We start from the raw sequence: 18,883 nt of genomic DNA on the forward strand, positions 1-18,883 counted from the left end.
TAGGTGGCCCCGGCACCTGGCGTAACGATCTCCTCGTTGGGGCAAACTCATCTGATTCGTCTTTTCGAGTGCCCTGACGTAGACTGATGCGTCGGCTCTCGTGTACCCGTGTGTCCACACACGGCTGCGGGAGTCGATCAAGGTAGCCGATTCGAAAGGCGAAGCGTGGCCAAGAAGCAAGGTGCCATCGAAATCGAGGGCACCGTGATCGAGTCCCTCCCGAACGCCATGTTCAAGGTGGAACTCCAGAACGGTCACAAGGTCCTCGCGCACATCAGCGGCAAGATGCGGATGCACTACATCCGTATCCTCCCGGATGACCGGGTTGTGGTGGAGCTTTCTCCCTACGACCTGACGCGTGGCCGGATCGTCTACCGGTACAAGTAGATCTTGCCCACGTCGTCCTCACGGGCGGCGGTGGCACTGACCCGGAGAACCTGACATCCCATGAAGGTCAAGCCGAGCGTCAAGAAGATCTGCGACAAGTGCAAGGTGATCCGCCGTCACGGCCGGGTCATGGTCATCTGCGACAACCTGCGCCACAAGCAGCGCCAGGGCTGACGCACGCCGACCGACCTGCATTTCGCAGTTCTTCCCGCGACGCGAGCAAAACGTACATACGCAGCATCCACCTGGCCGGTTTCCCCGGCTGGTGACACCTCCGGCGGGGGCCGGGGACCCGAAACGTACCTAGTACGGCGGTCGGGAGCGGTGCTGTGGAAGACCCCCGAAAACAACTGGAGCCAGTAAATGGCACGCGTTTCAGGTGTTGACATCCCGCGCGAAAAGCGTGTGGAGATCGCACTCACCTACGTCTTCGGTATCGGGCGCACCCGGTCCAAGGAGATCCTCGACTCGACCGGTGTGAACCCGAACACCCGCGTTCGCGACCTGGCCGAAGAGGACCTGGTCAAGATCCGCGAGTACGTGGACGCCAACCTCCGCACCGAGGGTGACCTTCGCCGTGAGGTTGCCGCCGACATCCGCCGCAAGGTCGAGATCGGCTGCTACCAGGGTCTGCGCCACCGTCGTGGTCTGCCGGTCCACGGTCAGCGCACCAGCACGAACGCTCGTACCCGCAAGGGCCCGCGTCGCGCCATCGCCGGTAAGAAGAAGCCGGGCAAGAAGTAGTCCACAGCGGACGCTTTTCAGCGGTCTTCGCTGTAGGACCGATCACCTCCCCTCCATCTGGAGTAAGACATGCCCCCCAAGGGTCGTCAGGGCGCTGCCAAGAAGGTGCGCCGCAAGGAAAAGAAGAACGTCGCTCACGGCCACGCGCACATCAAGAGCACGTTCAACAACACCATCGTCTCGATCACGGACCCCTCGGGCAACGTGATCTCCTGGGCGTCCGCCGGCCACGTCGGCTTCAAGGGCTCCCGCAAGTCGACTCCGTTCGCCGCGCAGATGGCCGCCGAGTCGGCCGCCCGCCGCGCGCAGGAGCACGGCATGCGCAAGGTTGACGTCTTCGTCAAGGGTCCGGGCTCCGGCCGCGAGACCGCGATCCGCTCCCTCCAGGCCACTGGCCTTGAGGTCGGCTCGATCCAGGACGTCACCCCGACGCCGCACAACGGCTGCCGTCCCCCGAAGCGCCGCCGCGTCTGATCCGGGGCGGCGCTCCCCGCGCCGCCGCGTCTGACGCGAGGTTGCTTCAAGGATTGCCTTGAGGCTCGGGCGGTACGGCTCATTCGGGCCGTGCCGCCCGTACCCTTGCAGTACGCAGTACCCAGCAGGGCATCAAATAGTGGGTGCCCATGACTGAAGGATCTCCACATGCTTATCGCTCAGCGCCCTTCGCTGACCGAAGAGGTTGTTGACGAGTACCGCTCGCGGTTCGTCATCGAGCCCCTGGAGCCGGGCTTCGGCTACACGCTCGGCAACTCCCTGCGTCGTACGCTCCTCTCCTCGATCCCCGGTGCCGCTGTCACCAGCATCCGGATCGACGGTGTCCTGCACGAGTTCACCACCGTGCCGGGCGTCAAGGAGGACGTCACCGACCTCATCCTCAACATCAAGCAGCTGGTCGTCTCCTCGGAGCACGACGAGCCGGTCGTGATGTACCTGCGCAAGCAGGGTCCCGGCCTGGTCACCGCTGCTGACATCGCCCCGCCGGCCGGTGTCGAGGTGCACAACCCCGACCTGGTGCTCGCCACGCTCAACGGCAAGGGCAAGCTGGAGATGGAGCTGACCGTCGAGCGCGGTCGCGGCTACGTCTCCGCCGTGCAGAACAAGCAGCTGGGCCAGGAGATCGGCCGTATCCCGGTCGACTCCATCTACTCCCCGGTGCTCAAGGTCACGTACAAGGTCGAGGCGACCCGTGTCGAGCAGCGCACCGACTTCGACAAGCTGATCGTCGACGTCGAGACCAAGCAGGCCATGCGTCCCCGCGACGCCATGGCGTCGGCCGGTAAGACCCTGGTCGAGCTGTTCGGTCTGGCGCGCGAGCTCAACATCGACGCCGAGGGCATCGACATGGGCCCGTCCCCCACGGACGCCGCCCTCGCCGCCGATCTGGCGCTGCCGATCGAGGAGCTTGAGCTCACCGTTCGGTCGTACAACTGCCTCAAGCGTGAGGGCATCCACTCCGTGGGTGAGCTCGTGGCGCGCTCCGAGGCGGACCTGCTCGACATCCGCAACTTCGGTGCGAAGTCGATCGACGAGGTCAAGGCGAAGCTGGCCGGTATGGGCCTCGCCCTGAAGGACTCGCCTCCCGGCTTCGACCCGACCGCCGCGGCTGACGCCTTCGGCGCCGATGATGACGCGGACGCCGGGTTCGTGGAGACCGAGCAGTACTAAGAGCTCGGGCCATCCGGTCCGTTCTTGGGTGCGGGTCCGCTGTGCTTGATCGCGCAGTTCCCCGCGCCCCTTCCGGGCGCCCCCTTCGGGGAGCTCCCGGATCTCCGACGGGCGACCGCCTGCTCGGATACTGACCCTGGTACCTGATACGGCCGGGGCAGACACCAAGGAGAAACACCATGCCGCGTCCCGCAAAGGGTGCTCGTCTCGGCGGCAGCGCCGCGCACGAGAAGCTGCTCCTCGCCAACCTGGCGAAGTCGCTCTTCGAGCACGGCCGGATCACGACGACCGAGGCCAAGGCCCGTCGCCTGCGTCCCGTCGCCGAGCGCCTGATCACCAAGGCGAAGAAGGGCGACATCCACAACCGTCGCCTGGTGCTCCAGACGATCACCGACAAGGGCATCGTCCACACCCTCTTCACCGAGATCGCGCCCCGCTACGAGGAGCGTCCGGGTGGTTACACCCGTATCACCAAGATCGGCAACCGTCGTGGTGACAACGCTCCGATGGCCGTGATCGAGCTGGTCGAGGGCGAGATCGCCAAGAAGGCGACCGTCGCCGAGGCCGAGGCCGCCACCGTGCGCGCCGTCAAGGAGTCCGAGGCCAAGGCCGAGGACGCCGCGCCGGCCGACGAGGCGAAGGACGCGTAAGCGTTCTGAAGGCTGGTGAACGGGCCCGTTCCCTTCGGGGGGCGGGCCCGTTCCGCTGTGTGGACGCTTTGAGAGGATCTGTTACGTGAGTGATGAGGTGGAGCCCGGCCTCGTCCGGGTGCGTCTTGATCTGTCGTACGACGGCAAGGACTTCTCCGGCTGGGCCCGGCAGCCGCTCGGGCGCCGGACCGTGCAGGGGGAGATCGAGGACGCGCTGCGCACGGTGACCCGGTCGGACGTGACGTACGACCTGACGGTCGCCGGGCGCACCGACGCCGGGGTGCACGCGCGCGGCCAGGTCGCGCACGTGGACCTGCCCGAGCAGGTGTGGGCCGAGCACCGCGAGAAGCTGCTGCGGCGCCTGGCGGGGCGGCTGCCGCACGATGTGCGGATCTGGCGGGTGGCCGAGGCGCCGAGCGGGTTCAACGCGCGGTTCTCGGCGATCTGGCGGCGGTACGCGTACCGGGTGACGGACAACGTGGGCGGTGTCGATCCGCTGTTGCGGGGTCATGTCCTGTGGCACGACTGGGAGTTGGACGTCGAGGCGATGAACGCGGCCTCGGCTGCGCTGCTCGGCGAGCACGACTTCGCGGCGTACTGCAAGAAGCGCGAGGGCGCCACCACCATCCGCACGCTCCAGGAGCTGTCCTGGGTGCGCGGTGACGACGGGATCGTCACCGCGACCGTGCGCGCCGATGCCTTCTGCCACAACATGGTCCGCTCACTGGTGGGCGCGCTGCTGCACGTCGGCGACGGCCACCGCGGCCCGGAGTGGCCTGGCAGGGTGCTCGCGGCGGCGGTGCGCGACTCCTCCGTCCACGTGGTCAAGCCGCACGGCCTGACCCTGGAGGAAGTCGGTTACCCCGCCGACGAGTTGCTCGCCGCGCGCAGCAAGGAGGCGCGCAACCTGCGTACGCTTCCAGGGAGTTCAGCCGGCGGGGCGGGCGGCTGCTGCTGACGCCTGGTTGCGGCCGCGGGCGACGATCTGGTCGAAGGTGAACTTCGCGAGGTCGTCGCCGGCGGTGAAGACGGCCGCGTCGCTCTTCGTCACGCTCTTCCCGTTGGCGAAGCCGCCGATCGTGAAGTAGGCATAGCGGCCGTAGGAGTTGGTCGTGTTGCGGCAGACCGACCCGCCCCGGCAGAAGGTGTTCACGCCCGAGCCGGAGAGCGAGGCGATGCCGCCGTTCGCCTGCTGCTTGGCCTTCGTGGCCTGGCCGTCCGTGTCGAACACCGCGACGCCGACGGTGACCGCGACGCCGTCCTTGGTGAACGTGGCCCGGATGACCTGGCGGCAGCCGTTGCTGTTGAGGATCGGGCCGAGCGAACCCTGGGTGGCCGAGGAGCAGTCGGTGACCCTGTCGGTGGGGCCCTTGGTGTAGGCGCCGCTGCCCAGGGTGAGGGCCTTGCCGGGGAAGAGGGTGTCGGCGCTCAGCGGGGCCGTGTCCTTCTTCGCGCTCGCGACGTAGTCGTACGGGTTGGGCGGGGGCGGCGGGGCCACGTGCGAGAACGAGGGCCCCGGCTGGGCGCTGTTGCTCGGCAGCGCCGGGGGCGAGGGCAGATCGCTCGCGGACTTCCCGTCGTCCTTGGACCCCGCGGTGACGATGACGGTGGCCACCACCGCGACGACCGCCGCCGTGGCGAGCGCACCGCCGCCTATGAACAGCCACTTCCTGCGCCGGTTGCGCGCGGCCGACGCATCGGCCAGCGCCGCCCAGTCCGGCGTCTGCTGATCCCCCGGGCCCCACCCGGGTCCCCCTTGCCCAAAGCTCATGCCGCGCATCCTAATTCGATTGTTCAGGGGGGTAGTCGCTGGGCGACAATCCGCAGCATGGGACATCTAGAGGCTGCACACCTGGAGTACTACCTGCCGGACGGGCGGGTGCTGCTCGGCGACGCTTCGTTCCGGGTGGCGGAGGGCTCGGTGGTGGCCCTGGTGGGCGCCAACGGGGCCGGCAAGACGACGCTGCTCCGCATGATCTCCGGCGAGCTCCAGCCGCACGGCGGCTCGGTGTCGGTGAGCGGCGGGCTCGGGGTGATGCCGCAGTTCGTCGGTTCGGTGCGCGACGAGCGGACCGTGCGTGACCTGCTGGTCTCCGTGGCGCAACCCCGGATCAAGCAGGCCGCCGCGGAGGTCGACGCGGCCGAGCACCTGATCATGACGGTCGACGACGAGGCCGCGCAGATGAAGTACGCGCAGGCGCTCAGCGACTGGGCCGAGGCGCGCGGGTACGAGGCCGAGACGGTCTGGGACATGTGCACGATGGCCGCGCTCGGGATGCCGTACGACAAGGCGCAGTTCCGCGAGGTGCGCACGCTCAGCGGCGGCGAGCAGAAGCGTCTGGTGCTCGAAGCGCTGCTGCGCGGGCCGGACGAGGTGCTGCTCCTGGACGAGCCGGACAACTATCTGGACGTGCCGGGCAAGCGCTGGCTGGAGGAGCGGCTGCGCGAGACCCGTAAGACGGTCCTGTTCGTCTCGCACGACCGGGAGCTGCTGTCGCGGGCCGCCGAGCGGATCGTGAGCCTGGAGCCGAGCCCCGCGGGGACGGACGTGTGGGTGCACGGCGCCGGGTTCGGCACGTACCACGAGGCCCGCCGCGAGCGGTTCGCGCGCTTCGAGGAGCTCAAGCGGCGCTGGGACGAGGAGCACGCCCGCCTGAAGGCGCTGGTCCTCCGGCTGCGCAACCAGGCGGCGATCAGCCCCGACATGGCGTCCCGCTACCACGCGATGCAGACGCGCTTCAAGCGGTTCGAGGACGCGGGCCCGCCGCCGGAGCCGCCGCGCGAGCAGGAGATCACCATGCGGCTGCGCGGCGGCCGCACCGGTGTGCGCGCGCTGACCTGCGAGAACCTTGAGCTGACCGGTCTGATGAAGCCGTTCTCGCTCGAAGTCTTCTACGGCGAGCGGGTCGCGGTCCTCGGCTCCAACGGCTCCGGCAAGTCGCACTTCCTGCGGCTGCTCGCGGGGGATCCGTCGGTGGCGCACACCGGGAACTGGAAGCTGGGCGCGCGGGTCGTGCCCGGGCACTTCGCACAGACCCACGCCCACCCCGAGCTGCTCGGGCGCACCCTCGTCGACATCCTGTGGAGCGAGCACGCCAAGGACCGCGGGGCCGCGATGTCGGTACTGCGGCGCTATGAGCTGGAGCGGCAGGGGGACCAGCCGTTCGAGAAGCTCTCGGGCGGCCAGCAGGCCCGCTTCCAGATCCTGCTCCTGGAGCTGGCCGGCACCACCGCGCTGCTGCTGGACGAGCCGACCGACAACCTGGACCTGGAGTCGGCGGAGGCGCTCCAGGACGGTCTGGAGTCGTACGACGGGACGGTGCTCGCGGTCACCCACGACCGCTGGTTCTCGAAGTCCTTCGACCGCTATCTGGTCTTCGGCTCGGACGGCGTGGTGCGCGAGACGCCGGAGCCGGTGTGGGACGAGCGCCGGGTGGAGCGGGCGCGCTAAGGCGTTTGTGCAGGCCAGAGGCCGGAGGGCCGCCCCGGGGCAGGTGGTCCCGGGGCGGTTTTGACCCGCCTGGGGGCGCCCGGGTATCCTTCTGGTTTGTTATGCGTATTGGCTTGGTCGTTCTCACGCGACAGCCGTTGCGCAAGTTCTCTGGAGCAGTTACCAGTGGCTCGCATACGGGCATCGTCCCGGCACTGTGAGTCCCAGCTGCATGATCGCTTCAGGGTGCAATGTGTCTGCTCCCCATCCACTAAGAAGCGAAGGCTACGAAGTGCGTACGTACAGCCCCAAGCCCGGCGACATCACTCGCCAGTGGCACGTCATTGACGCTCGGGACGTCGTCCTGGGTCGTCTGGCGACCACCGCCGCGAACCTCCTCCGGGGCAAGCACAAGCCTGTGTATGCGCCCCACATGGACATGGGTGACTTCGTCATCATCATCAACGCCGACAAGGTTCACCTGTCCGGCAACAAGAAGACCCAGAAGATGGCGTACCGCCACTCCGGCTACCCGGGCGGTCTCCGCTCGGTGCGCTACGACGACCTCCTGGCGAACAACCCGGAGAAGGCCGTCGAGAAGGCCATCAAGGGCATGATCCCCAAGAACACCCTGGGCCGTCAGATGCTCTCGAAGCTGAAGGTCTACTCGGGCGACCAGCACCCCCACGCTGCCCAGCAGCCGGTGCCGTTCGAGATCACCCAGGTCGCGCAGTAGTTCCGGCCACCACACCCCCTAAGACAGAAAAGAATCTGAGGAGCATCGTGGCCGAGACCACTGTCGAGACCCCCATCGAGGGCGAAGAGACCTACGCGGAGGTCACCACCTTCGAGTCCGAGGTCCCCGTCGAGGGCGAGTACACCACCGAGTCGATGGCGTCCCGCTTCGGCGACCCGCAGCCGGCCGCCGGCCTGGGCCGTCGCAAGAACGCCATCGCCCGTGTCCGGATCGTTCCGGGCACCGGCAAGTGGAAGATCAACGGGCGTACCCTTGAGGACTACTTCCCGAACAAGGTCCACCAGCAGGAAGTCAACGAGCCCTTCAAGGTGCTCGAACTCGACAACCGCTACGACGTCATCGCCCGCATCTCGGGTGGCGGCGTGTCCGGCCAGGCCGGCGCCCTGCGCCTCGGCGTGGCCCGTGCGCTGAACGAGGCCGACGTGGACAACAACCGCGCCGCCCTCAAGAAGGCCGGCTTCCTCTCCCGCGACGACCGTGCGGTCGAGCGCAAGAAGGCCGGTCTCAAGAAGGCCCGCAAGGCTCCGCAGTACAGCAAGCGCTAAATCCGCGCCTGCCACTACGGCTCTCGTTCGCCCCGGCAGCACCTTCCGTGCTGCCGGGGCGTTCGTCTATCTCCACCCCCGCAGTTATCTACCCCGCATTTTCAGGTTTTCGGAGGACAGACGTGGGACGACTCTTCGGCACGGACGGCGTGCGCGGTGTCGCCAACTCGGATCTGACGGCGGAGCTCGCGCTCGGTCTGTCGGTCGCGGCGGCACATGTGCTCGCCGAAGCGGGGACCTTCGAGGGGCATCGGCCGACCGCCGTGGTCGGGCGTGACCCCCGCGCGTCGGGAGAGTTCCTCGAAGCCGCGGTCGTCGCGGGCCTCGCGAGCGCGGGCGTGGACGTCCTGCGGGTCGGTGTGCTGCCCACCCCCGCGGTGGCGTACCTCACCGGTGTGCTGGGCGCCGACCTCGGTGTGATGCTCTCGGCCAGCCACAACGCCATGCCGGACAACGGTGTCAAGTTCTTCGCGCGCGGCGGCCACAAGCTCGCCGACGAGCTGGAGGACCGCATCGAGGCGATCTACGAGCAGCACCGCACGGGCGAGCCGTGGGAGCGTCCGACCGGCGCCGGTGTGGGCCGGGTCCGCTCGTACGGCGAGGGCTTCGACCGGTACGTCGCCCACCTCATCGGGGTGCTGCCCAACCGTCTCGACGGTCTGAAGGTGGTCCTGGACGAGGCGCACGGCGCGGCCGCCCGGGTCTCGCCGGAGGCGTTCGCGCGGGCCGGTGCCGAGGTCGTCACCATCGGTGCGGAGCCCGACGGGCTCAACATCAACGACGGCTGCGGCTCCACCCACCTCGACCTCCTGAAGGCGGCCGTCGTGGAGCACGGCGCCGACCTCGGCATCGCGCACGACGGTGACGCCGACCGCTGCCTGGCCGTGGACGGCTCGGGCAACGAGGTCGACGGCGACCAGATCCTCGCGGTGCTCGCGCTCGCCATGCGCGAGGCGGGCACGCTGCGCCGCAACACCGTCGTCGGCACCGTGATGTCGAACCTGGGCTTCAAGATCGCCATGGAGGGCGAGGGCATCGAGCTCGTCCAGACCGGGGTCGGCGACCGTTACGTCCTGGAGTCGATGAAGGAGCACGGCTACGCGCTGGGCGGCGAGCAGTCCGGCCACGTGATCATCCTGGACCACGCGACCACGGGTGACGGCACGCTGACCGGTCTGATGCTGGCCGCCCGCGTCGCCGCGACCGGCCGCACGCTCGCCGATCTCGCCGGGGTCATGACGCGCCTGCCGCAGGTCCTGGTCAACGTCCCCGACGTCGACAAGTCCCGCGTCGCCACCTCCGCCGAGCTGGGCACGGCCGTCGCCGAGGCCGAGCGCGAGCTGGGTGCCACCGGGCGGGTGCTGCTGCGCCCCTCGGGCACCGAGCCGCTGGTCCGCGTGATGGTCGAGGCCGCCGACATCGAGCAGGCCCGCTCGGTGGCCGGCCGTCTGGCCGACGTCGTCAAGTCGGCGCTGGGTTAAGCGAGTCGACGCCCCCGCTGCCTCGCCCAGAAGAGTTTCTGGGCGAGCAGCGTGAGCGTGCCGGCCAGCACGATGCCGCCCAGGTTGGCGAGCAGCTGCCAGGTCGAACCCCAGGTCTGGCTGTACTCGGCGTAGCTGAAGGCCATCGCTGCGTTGGCCGCCGCGGGAACCGTCGTCACCGAGATCGCGACGCCGATCAGCGCGCCCGACTTGGCCGAGGTCAGCGAGAGCGTCCCCGCGATGCCGGCCAGGAAGGCGACCACGAACGACATCCAGTCCGGCTTCCAGATGAAGGCCGTGTTGGGGCGCGGAGCCTCCAGCAACTCCTTGGAAAACAGCCCGAGTTGCTCCATCAGCCAGCCGAATCCCGCGGTCATCACCATGGCCGCCGCGAAGCCGACGAGCAGGGCGACGAGCGAGCGCCACACCAGCCGGGGCGCGCGCCGCACCAGCGCCGTGGAGATCCCGGCCAGCGGCCCGAACTCCGGGCCGACCGCCATCGCGCCCACGATCAGGATCGCGTTGTCGAGCATCACGCCGCAGGCGGCCAGCATGGTGGCGACGGCCAGGAACGCGACGTAGGTGACCGACAGGGTCGACTCCTCGTGCGTCGCGTCCGTCAGCGACTCCCACAGCACCGCGTCCGCGCCCTCGCCGGGTGCCTCCGCCTCGGCCTCGTCGGCGCGCCGCGAGATCGAGAGGCCGATCTGGTCGACGGCGATCGCGCCGTCCCGGTCGAGTCCGATCGCCCGCAGCTCGGCGATCAGCCCGTCCCCGGCCTCGCGGGCCACATCGCACAGCACCAGGTCGCCCACGGGGTCACGGGCCGCGCCGGTCAGGACCGCCAGATGGGTGGTGCCGACCGTCGACTCGACGACGCGTACGACGTCATCGGTGCGGTCGGCGGGCACGGTCAGTCGCAGGTGCAGCACGTTTCCTCGCCGGGTCGGGCTCGTGGCCGCGGCCCGCGGCCCGTGGTCACAGTTTGCGCAGGGAGATCTTCTGGATCTTGTGGTCCGGCCCCTTGCGCACGACGAGGGTGGCCCGGCCGCGGGTGGGTGCCACATTCTCCACCAGATTGGGCCGGTTGATGGTCCGCCAGGTCGTACGGGCGTAGTCCAGGGCCTCCTCCTCGGAGACCTGGGTGTACTTGCGGAAGTACGAGAACGGGTTCTGGAAGGCGGTCTCGCGCAGTTTGCGGAACCGGTTGAGGTACCAGGTCTCGATGTCCTCGGTGCGCGCGTCCACGTACACGCTGAAGTCGAAGTAGTCGGCGAGACCGACCCGGGTGCGGCCGTCCTGGCCGGGCAGGGCCGGCTGGAGGACGTTGAGGCCCTCCACGATGAGGATGTCCGGGCGGCGCACCACGAGCTGCTCGTCCGGCACGATGTCGTAGATGAGGTGCGAGTAGACGGGCGCGGTGACCTCGTCCTTGCCCGCCTTGATGTCCGCGACGAACCGGGTCAGGGCCCGGCGGTCGTACGACTCGGGGAAGCCCTTGCGCGACATCAGGCCGCGGCGCTCCAGCTCGGCCATCGGGTAGAGGAAGCCGTCGGTGGTGACCAGCTCGACCCGGGGGTGCTCGGGCCAGCGGGCGAGCAGCGCCTGGAGCAGTCGGGCCACCGTCGACTTGCCGACCGCCACCGACCCCGCGACCCCTATGACGAAGGGGGTGCCGCGCTGGGTGCCGTGCCCGTTGCCCGCGTCGCCCAGGAACGTGTTGAGGGTGCCGCGCAGATTGGCGGTGGCCTCCACGTACAGGTTGAGCAGCCGGGACAGCGGCAGGTAGATGTCGCGCACCTCGTCGAGGTCGATGACATCCCCGAGCCCGCGCAGCCGCTCGACCTCCTCGGCGGTCAGCGGCAGCGGAGTCTTGTCGCGCAGGGCGCTCCACTCGGCGCGCGTCAGGTCCACATAGGGAGTCGCCTCCGGCTTGCGGTGGGCGCTCCGTGGCGGCGAAGTGATCACGACTCCATTGTTGCGGCTGTATGACCTGCGTGGGGGGTGGGGTGGGTCACGTGGCCGCACGGCATGAAATGGCCTACGGCGTGCAGGGGGCGGACCGGGGCGCGGGGTCGCGCGGACGAGGGGGCCGTCGCTAGGCGGGATGCGGGGACGCGGGACGCGGGGGCGCCGGGTCGCTCGGGAAAGGGGCCTCTCGGTCGTAGGCTGCCGCCATGTGCGGAATCGTGGGTTATGTGGGCGGACAGTCGGCGCTCGACGTCGTGGTCGCCGGACTGAAGCGGCTTGAGTACCGCGGATACGACTCGGCGGGCGTCGCGGTCCTCGCGGACGGCGGGATCGCCGCGGCGAAGAAGGCCGGCAAGCTGGTCAACCTGGAGAAGGCGCTGGTGGAGGCGCCGCTGCCCGCCGGGGCCACCGGCATCGGGCACACCCGGTGGGCCACGCACGGCGGGCCGACCGATGAGAACGCGCACCCGCACCTGGACAACGCGGGGCGGGTCGCGGTCGTGCACAACGGGATCATCGAGAACTTCGCCGCGCTCCGCGCCGAGCTGGCCGAGCGCGGCCACGAGCTGGCCTCGGAGACGGACACCGAAGTCGTCTCGCACCTCCTGGCCGAGTGCTACTCCTCCGCCGAGGACCTGGCGGAGGCCATGCGCCAGGTGTGCCGGCGCCTGGAGGGCGCGTTCACGCTGGTGGCCGTGCACGCCGACGAGCCGGACGTCGTGGTGGGCGCGCGGCGCAACTCGCCGCTCGTGGTGGGCGTCGGCGAGGGGGAGTCCTTCCTCGCCTCCGACGTCGCCGCGTTCATCGCGCACACCCGCTCCGCGATCGAGCTCGGCCAGGACCAGGTCGTCGAGCTGCGCCGGGACGGGGTCACCGTCACCGACTTCGACGGGGCGCCGGCCGAGACCCGGGCGTACCACGTCGACTGGGACGCCTCGGCCGCCGAGAAGGGCGGCTACGACTACTTCATGCTCAAGGAGATCGCCGAGCAGCCCAAGGCCGTCGCGGACACGCTGCTCGGCCGGATCGACGGGGCCGGCTCGCTGACCCTGGACGAGCTGCGCATCCCGCACAAGGTGCTGCGCGAGATCGACAAGGTCGTCGTCGTGGCCTGCGGTACGGCCTACCACGCGGGCATGATCGCGAAGCTGGCGATCGAGCACTGGACGCGGATTCCCTGCGAGACCGAGCTGGCCAGCGAGTTCCGCTACCGGGACCCGATCCTCGACCAGCGCACCCTCGTCATCGCCATCTCGCAGTCCGGCGAGACCATGGACACCCTGATGGCGCTGCGGCACGCCCGCGAGCAGGGTGCGAAGGTGCTCGCGATCTGCAACACCAACGGCTCGACGATCCCGCGCGAGTCGGACGCGGTCCTCTACACGCACGCGGGCCCCGAGGTCGCCGTCGCCTCGACGAAGGCGTTCCTGACCCAGCTGGTGGCCTGCTACCTCGTCGCGCTGTACCTCGGCCAGGTGCGCGGTACCAAGTGGGGCGACGAGATCCGGGCCGTCGTGCACGACCTCGCCGAGATCTCCCGCGAGGTCGACCGGGTCCTCGAAACCATGGAGCCGGTACGGGAGTTGGCGCGCTCGCTCGCCGACAAGAACACGGTGCTCTTCCTCGGCCGGCACGTCGGCTACCCCGTCGCCCTCGAAGGTGCGCTCAAGCTCAAGGAGCTGGCGTACATGCACGCCGAGGGGTTCGCGGCGGGCGAGCTGAAGCACGGGCCGATCGCCCTGATCGAGCAGGACCTGCCGGTGGTGGTCGTGGTTCCGTCGCCGCGCGGGCGGTCCGTGCTGCACGACAAGATCGTGTCCAACATCCAGGAGATCCGGGCCCGGGGAGCGCGCACGATCGTGATCGCGGAGGAGGGCGACGAGACGGTGGTGCCGTACGCCGACCACCTCGTCCGCATCCCGGCCACGCCCACGCTGCTCCAGCCGCTGGTCGCCACGGTGCCGCTCCAGGTCTTCGCGTGCGAGCTGGCGACGGCCCGGGGCAACGAGGTCGACCAGCCGCGGAACCTGGCCAAGTCCGTGACGGTGGAGTGAGTGCGTGAGGTGTGCGTGCCCGACCGAGGGCGTGTGTGCCCGACCGAGGGCGTGGGTGCCCGACCGAGGGCGTGCGTGCCTGACCGCGGGTGTGCGTGCCTGACCGCGGGTGTGGGTGCGTGACCGAGGGCGTGCGTGCCTGACCGAGGGTGTGAGTGCGTGATTGAGGGTGTGGGTGCGTGACTGAGGGAGGGGTCAATTGATCATCGGGGTCGGCATCGACGTGGCCGAGATCGAACGGTTCGCGGCGTCCATCGCGCGGACTCCCGGGATGCTCCAACGGCTGTTCGTGGAAGGCGAGTTGCTGCTCCCCAGCGGTGAGCGCCGCGGCGACGCCTCGCTCGCCGCCCGCTTCGCCGCGAAGGAGGCGCTCGCGAAGGCGCTGGGGGCGCCGGGAGGGCTGTTGTGGACGGATGCGGAGGTGTACGTGGAGGGGAGCGGGCAGCCCCGGCTCCGCGTCCGGGGCTCTGTCGCGGCGCGGGCGGCTGAGCTGGGGGTTCGGCAGTGGCATGTTTCGCTCAGCCATGATGCGGGGGTGGCGTCTGCGGTGGTGATCGCGGAGGGCTGACCCCTCCCGGCTGCCGCCGGGACCGCTCGGCGGGGCCGGGCGCGCCTGGGCTCCGCCCCAGGGGTGTGCCGGGGCTGCGCCGAGGCTGCGCTGGGGCTTTCGCCCCGGGCCCCGGGGTTTGGCTCCTCCCCGTCCCTTCCCGCTGTGACATTTGCGGCTCCGCCGCGTGGCCTCCGGGGGGGGGTGGGGGTGGGCGGGTCTCCGGGGGCTGCGCCCCGGGGCCCCGGTTCGGCTGCGGACCGTGCGTGGCTGGTCGCGCAGTTCCCCGCGCCCCTAACCCCGTTCCGGTCTGCGGACCGCGGTCGCTCCTCGCGCAGTTCCCCGCGCCCCTAACCTCGTTCCGGTCTGCGGACCGTGGTCGCTCCTCGCGCAGTTCCCCGCGCCCCTAACCTCGTTCCGGTCTGCGGACCGTGGTCGCTCCTCGCGCAGTTCCCCGCGCCCCTAACCCCGTTCCGGTCTGCGGACCGTGGGTGGCTGGTCGCGCCGTTCCTCGCGCCCCTAACCCCGTCTGCGTGCGCAGGCCGTGGTCGTTTCTCGCGCAGTTCCTCGCGCCCCTGTAGGTGGCCCCGAATGGCTCGGTGCTGGCCCGTACAGGCATACCCAGCCCGTCCGGCGATTGAGGACGAGCGCCGTTCAGGCGCGAACGGGGGTGCAGGGGGCGGAGCCCCCGCAGGGGTCTGGGGCGGAGCCCCAGGGGCCGGACCCTTCGACCCGCTGCACGGGCGGGTGGGTGGGCAACCCCCCCCCAGGGGGAGGCCCCGGTGGCCCGGGGTGGGGGTCTCGGGGGAGAGTGGGCGCATGCGTACTGGGCACGACGTCACCACCGTCCGCACCGCCGAGCGCGAGCTCATGGCCAAGCTCCCCCCGGGCACCCTGATGCAGCGCGCCGCAGCCGGACTCGCGGCCACCTGCGCCGGGCTGCTGGGCCGCACGTACGGCGCCCGAGTCGTCCTGCTGGTGGGCAGCGGCGACAACGGCGGCGACGCGCTGTACGCCGGCGCCCGCCTGGCCCGCAGGGGCGCAGGCGTCAGCGCGGTGCTGCTCGCCCCCGACCGCTCCCACCCGGAGGGCCTCGCCGCGTTCACCCGCGCCGGCGGCCGCGTCGCCGACGACCCCTTCGAGGTGCTGGCCGTCGCCGATCTCGTACTGGACGGCATCACCGGCATCGGTGGTCGCGGAGGCCTGCGCCCCGACGCCGTACCGCTGGCCCGAGCGGCCCGGGGCTCGAACGCGCTGGTCGTCGCCGTCGACCTGCCGAGCGGCGTGGACGCGGACACCGGCGAGGCCGCGGGCGAGGCGCTGCGCGCGGACGTCACCGTCACGTTCGGCGCGTACAAGCCGGGTCTGCTCATCGATCCCGCGCGGGAGTACGCGGGCGTGGTGCACCTGGTCCCGATCGGCCTCGGCCTGCCCTCCGTGCCGGCCGTCGAGGCGCTCCAACACGCCGATGTGGCCGACCTGTTGCCCGTCCCGGCCGCCGAGAGCGACAAGTACCGGAGGGGTGTCGTCGGGGTCGTCGCGGGCTCCGGCCGGTACCCGGGCGCGGCCGTCCTCGCGGTCGCGGGCGCGTTGCGCGGCGGCGCCGGGGCCGTGCGGTACGTGGGCCCCGGCGGGGACGCCGTGATCGCCCGCTTCCCCGAGACCCTCGTGTCGGACGGCTCGCCCGACCAGGCCGGCCGCGTCCAGGCGTGGGTGGTCGGCCCGGGCCTCGGTGAAGGGCCGGGCGTGGCCGAGGTGCTCGCCTCCGACGTGCCGGTCCTGGTGGACGCGGACGGCCTGCGCGGCCTGGACGCCGACGCCGTACGGGCCCGCCCGGCCGCCACGCTGCTCACCCCGCACGCGGGCGAGGCCGCGGCCCTGCTCGGGGTCCCGCGCGAGCGGGTCGAGGCCGAGCGGCTCGCCTCGGTGCGCGAACTGGCCGCGCGGTTCGGGGCGACGGTGCTCCTGAAGGGCTCGACCACCCTGATCGCGGATGCAGAGGGACCGGTCCGGGTCAACTCGACCGGCACCCCGTGGCTGGCCACGGCGGGCAGCGGCGACGTCCTGTCCGGCCTGGCCGGCTCGCTGCTCGCGACAGGACTGCCCGCACGGGACGCGGCGTCGGCGGCCGCCTACCTGCACGGCCTGGCCGGCCGGCACGCCGCCCAGGGCGCCCCGACCTCGGCGTACGCGGTGGCCGAGGCGCTCCCGGACGCCTGGCGCGACATCGCGGGCGCCTCGGCCGAGCGGTAGGGCGGGCCGCTCGGGAGCCGACGCCGAGCAGGGCCCCGGGCCCGCCCCGCCCTCCCCCGAGCTCTTCATGAGCAGGGGGGACCCCCATCCTGGGTGACATGCGCCGCGCGGCTTCCGTGACTTGCCCCGGGTCCGGGGTTCGCTGGGGGCATGAGCCAAGGACAAAAGCGTAATAAACGCCAGAGATGGGGAGCTTGCGGGCTGGTGCTCGCGGCCGCGCTCGCGCTCGGCGCGGCCGCGCCCGGCAGTGGCGACGCACCACCCCCGCCGCCCCGGCCCGCCGCCCCCGCGCCGCCCGCCCCACCCGCACCGGATGGCGGCTCCGCCGCCGAGACGCTGGTGCCCGGGGTGGCGTCGGCGGCACCCGAAACGCCGCTCGACACCCCGGACCAGGTGCTGCCGCCGCTCGTGTACGAGCCCGGGGCCACCGAGGACCGGGCCGAGCCGGCCGCGGCACCGGAGGACGCGTACCGGCTCATCGAGTACGTGCCGCAGAGCGAGGTCACCGCCAAGCCCGGCAGCTGCACCACCAAGACCGGGCCCTACCAGCGGCAGGTCGAGCGCTGGCTGCGGCTCAAGGTGGACGGCCGGCAGTCCGCCGCCGACTGCGCGGCGATCCGCAAGTTCCAGCAGCAGCAGGGGATTTCGCCCACCATCGGCTTCGCGGGCCCGGTCACCTGGTCGCGGATGCAGTTCCTGTCCGCCCGCAAGAACCCCAACGCCGCCCACAAGTGCCCGGTCAGGAAGCAGCGGGTGGCGTGCGTCGATCTGACGCGCCAGCTGATGTGGGTGCAGACCGGCAGCAAGGTGACGTTCGGCCCGGTGCCGATCCGCAGCGGGCGGGCCTCGCTGCCCACCCGGGGCGGCTGGCACAAGATCTACTGGCGGCACAAGAACCACGTGTCGTCGATCTACCACCAGGCCATGCCCTACGCCCAGTTCTTCGACGGCGGCCAGGCCTTCCACGCGATCTACCACAGCGTGTACACCTCGGTCGGCAGCCAGGGCTGCGTCAACCTCAGCCTGACCGACGCGCGCAGGCTCTGGGACGTACTGCGCAACAAGGACCTCGTCTACGTGTGGGGCCACCGCGACGGCACCTGACGCCGGGGGACGGCACCGGTGACGGCACCTGACACGGGGTGTGGCCCGCGGCACAATCCGGCGGTCCGTGCGCTCTGAGAGACTTGGGGCGATGACCGCGATGACTCAGAACCCCGCCGGACGCGTCCGCGCCGAGATCGACCTCGGCGCGCTGCGCGCCAACGTGCGGACGCTGCGCGCCCGTTCGTCCGGCGCGCGGCTCATGGCCGTGGTGAAGGCGGACGCGTACGGGCACGGTGCCGTGCCGTGTGCCAGGGCGGCCCTGGAGGCGGGCGCCGCCTGGATCGGCACCGCCACCCCGCACGAGGCGCTCGCCCTGCGTGCGGCCGGCATCGAGGCGCCGATGCTGTGCTGGCTGTGGACGCCGGGCGGCCCCTGGCGCGAGGCGATCGAGGCGGACATCGATGTCTCGGTGAGCGGCATGTGGGCCCTGCGGGAGGTGGCCCACGCGGCCCGCGCGGCGGGACGTACGGCCAGGATCCAGCTCAAGGCCGACACCGGCCTCGGCCGCAACGGCTGCCAGCCCGCCGACTGGCCGGAGCTGGTGCACGAGGCACTCGCCGCCCCCGAGGTGCGGGTCACCGGCCTGTGGTCGCACCTGGCCTGCGCCGACGAACCCGGCCACCCCTCGATCACGGCCCAGCTCTCGGTGTTCCAGGAGATGACCGCGTACGCCGAGAAGGCGGGCGTCGCCCCCGAGGTGCGGCACATCGCCAACTCCCCGGCCACGCTCACCCTCCCCGAGTCCCACTACGACCTCGTACGCACCGGCATCGCCATGTACGGCGTCTCCCCGTCACCCGAGCTCGGCACCTCGCGCCAGTTGGGGCTGCGGCCGGTCATGACGCTGTCCGCCTCGGTCGCGCTCAGCAAGCAGGTCCCGGCGGGTCACGGCGTCAGTTACGGGCATCACTACGTCACACGGGACGAGACCACCCTCGCCCTGGTCCCGCTCGGCTACGCCGACGGCATCCCGCGGCACGCCTCGGGGCGCGGTCCGGTTCTGGTGGGCGGGAAAGTGCGTACCGCGGCGGGCCGCATTGCGATGGATCAGTTCGTGGTCGACCTTGAGGGGGACACGGTCGAGCCGGGCGCGCGGGCCGTGCTGTTCGGTCCGGGCGACGACGGGGAGCCGACGGCCGAGGACTGGGCGCGGGCGGCCGACACGATCGCGTACGAGATCGTGACACGCATCGGTTCGCGGGTACCGCGCGTCTATGTGAACGAGCGGGCCGAGGCCGCGGGCCCGCAGACGTGAATGAGTGTTCCGGCGACGACGAATAAGAGCGGAGCGG

General features: G+C 70.9%; 19 protein-coding genes. 16 read left to right on the forward strand and 3 right to left on the reverse strand.

Annotation, left to right across the window (positions count from 1 at the left end; all coding sequences use genetic code 11):
- Positions 1 to 165: 165 nt before the first annotated feature.
- The 7 genes from infA (at position 166) to truA (ending at position 4,404) form a co-directional block, all read left to right on the forward strand.
- Positions 166 to 387, forward strand: a complete 222-nt coding sequence (gene infA / locus CG740_RS28440; RefSeq protein ID WP_003956442.1) for a translation initiation factor IF-1 — start codon at positions 166 to 168, stop codon at positions 385 to 387.
- A gap of 60 nt (positions 388 to 447) precedes the next feature.
- Positions 448 to 561, forward strand: coding sequence for a 50S ribosomal protein L36 (gene rpmJ / locus CG740_RS28445; RefSeq protein ID WP_003956441.1), 114 nt, complete (start codon positions 448 to 450; stop codon positions 559 to 561).
- A 189-nt stretch (positions 562 to 750) separates the two neighbouring features.
- Positions 751 to 1,131: a 30S ribosomal protein S13 gene (gene rpsM, locus CG740_RS28450; RefSeq protein ID WP_100578132.1), complete on the forward strand. Its 381-nt coding sequence runs from the start codon at positions 751 to 753 to the stop codon at positions 1,129 to 1,131.
- Between the two features lie 69 nt (positions 1,132 to 1,200).
- Positions 1,201 to 1,605 (forward strand): 30S ribosomal protein S11, encoded by a 405-nt coding sequence (rpsK, locus tag CG740_RS28455; RefSeq protein ID WP_003956432.1) that lies wholly within the window; start codon positions 1,201 to 1,203, stop codon positions 1,603 to 1,605.
- Positions 1,606 to 1,773: 168 nt separating this feature from the next.
- Positions 1,774 to 2,796, forward strand: a complete 1,023-nt coding sequence (locus tag CG740_RS28460) for a DNA-directed RNA polymerase subunit alpha (RefSeq protein ID WP_010473911.1) — start codon at positions 1,774 to 1,776, stop codon at positions 2,794 to 2,796.
- A gap of 179 nt (positions 2,797 to 2,975) precedes the next feature.
- Positions 2,976 to 3,446 carry a 50S ribosomal protein L17 gene (rplQ, locus tag CG740_RS28465; protein WP_100578133.1) on the forward strand — a complete coding sequence of 157 codons (471 nt, stop codon included), beginning with the start codon at positions 2,976 to 2,978 and terminating at the stop codon, positions 3,444 to 3,446.
- 85 nt (positions 3,447 to 3,531) lie between these two features.
- Positions 3,532 to 4,404 (forward strand): tRNA pseudouridine(38-40) synthase TruA, encoded by an 873-nt coding sequence (gene truA, locus CG740_RS28470; protein WP_100578134.1) that lies wholly within the window; start codon positions 3,532 to 3,534, stop codon positions 4,402 to 4,404.
- On the opposite strand, the gene CG740_RS28475 is transcribed toward truA, so the two are convergent.
- Complete coding sequence (locus tag CG740_RS28475) at positions 4,375 to 5,217, reverse strand: hypothetical protein (RefSeq protein WP_100578220.1); 843 nt, start codon at positions 5,215 to 5,217, stop codon at positions 4,375 to 4,377. The two genes, truA and CG740_RS28475, sit on opposite strands and share 30 nt — an antisense overlap.
- Before the next feature lie 57 nt (positions 5,218 to 5,274).
- Here CG740_RS28475 and CG740_RS28480 point away from each other — a divergent pair, with 57 nt between their 5' ends.
- The 4 genes from CG740_RS28480 to glmM all read left to right on the forward strand — a co-directional run bounded on the left by CG740_RS28480 (position 5,275) and on the right by glmM (position 9,659).
- Complete coding sequence (locus tag CG740_RS28480) at positions 5,275 to 6,897, forward strand: ABC-F family ATP-binding cassette domain-containing protein (RefSeq protein ID WP_199846600.1); 1,623 nt, start codon at positions 5,275 to 5,277, stop codon at positions 6,895 to 6,897.
- A gap of 271 nt (positions 6,898 to 7,168) precedes the next feature.
- Positions 7,169 to 7,612, forward strand: a complete 444-nt coding sequence (gene rplM, locus CG740_RS28485) for a 50S ribosomal protein L13 (protein ID WP_053727625.1) — start codon at positions 7,169 to 7,171, stop codon at positions 7,610 to 7,612.
- 47 nt (positions 7,613 to 7,659) lie between these two features.
- On the forward strand, positions 7,660 to 8,178 hold the full coding sequence (gene rpsI, locus CG740_RS28490) for a 30S ribosomal protein S9 (RefSeq protein ID WP_100578135.1): 519 nt from the start codon (positions 7,660 to 7,662) through the stop codon (positions 8,176 to 8,178).
- Between the two features lie 122 nt (positions 8,179 to 8,300).
- Entirely contained in the window at positions 8,301 to 9,659 is a 1,359-nt protein-coding gene (gene glmM, locus CG740_RS28495) for a phosphoglucosamine mutase (protein ID WP_100578136.1), read from the forward strand.
- Here the strand turns inward: glmM and CG740_RS28500 are convergent.
- Positions 9,656 to 10,591, reverse strand: a complete 936-nt coding sequence (locus tag CG740_RS28500; protein WP_100578137.1) for a DUF389 domain-containing protein — start codon at positions 10,589 to 10,591, stop codon at positions 9,656 to 9,658. The genes glmM and CG740_RS28500 overlap by 4 nt on opposite strands.
- 46 nt (positions 10,592 to 10,637) lie before the next feature.
- Positions 10,638 to 11,627 carry a type I pantothenate kinase gene (gene coaA / locus CG740_RS28505; protein ID WP_100578138.1) on the reverse strand — a complete coding sequence of 330 codons (990 nt, stop codon included), beginning with the start codon at positions 11,625 to 11,627 and terminating at the stop codon, positions 10,638 to 10,640.
- Between the two features lie 209 nt (positions 11,628 to 11,836).
- On the opposite strand from coaA, the gene glmS reads away from it, so the two are divergent.
- The 5 genes from glmS (at position 11,837) to alr (ending at position 18,846) form a co-directional block, all read left to right on the forward strand.
- Positions 11,837 to 13,684, forward strand: a complete 1,848-nt coding sequence (gene glmS / locus CG740_RS28510; RefSeq protein WP_100578139.1) for a glutamine--fructose-6-phosphate transaminase (isomerizing) — start codon at positions 11,837 to 11,839, stop codon at positions 13,682 to 13,684.
- Between the two features lie 199 nt (positions 13,685 to 13,883).
- Entirely contained in the window at positions 13,884 to 14,252 is a 369-nt protein-coding gene (locus CG740_RS28515) for a holo-ACP synthase (protein WP_100578140.1), read from the forward strand.
- Positions 14,253 to 15,050: 798 nt separating this feature from the next.
- Positions 15,051 to 16,484 (forward strand): NAD(P)H-hydrate dehydratase, encoded by a 1,434-nt coding sequence (locus CG740_RS28525; protein ID WP_100578142.1) that lies wholly within the window; start codon positions 15,051 to 15,053, stop codon positions 16,482 to 16,484.
- A gap of 150 nt (positions 16,485 to 16,634) precedes the next feature.
- Positions 16,635 to 17,588 carry a L,D-transpeptidase family protein gene (locus tag CG740_RS28530; RefSeq protein ID WP_100578143.1) on the forward strand — a complete coding sequence of 318 codons (954 nt, stop codon included), beginning with the start codon at positions 16,635 to 16,637 and terminating at the stop codon, positions 17,586 to 17,588.
- Between the two features lie 100 nt (positions 17,589 to 17,688).
- A complete protein-coding gene (alr, locus tag CG740_RS28535) occupies positions 17,689 to 18,846 on the forward strand; it encodes an alanine racemase (protein WP_100578222.1) in 1,158 nt (385 codons plus the stop codon).
- Positions 18,847 to 18,883: the final 37 nt, after the last annotated feature.

This window comes from Streptomyces sp. CB01201 (assembly GCF_002803085.1).
GTDB classification, from domain to species: domain Bacteria; phylum Actinomycetota; class Actinomycetes; order Streptomycetales; family Streptomycetaceae; genus Streptomyces; species Streptomyces hundungensis.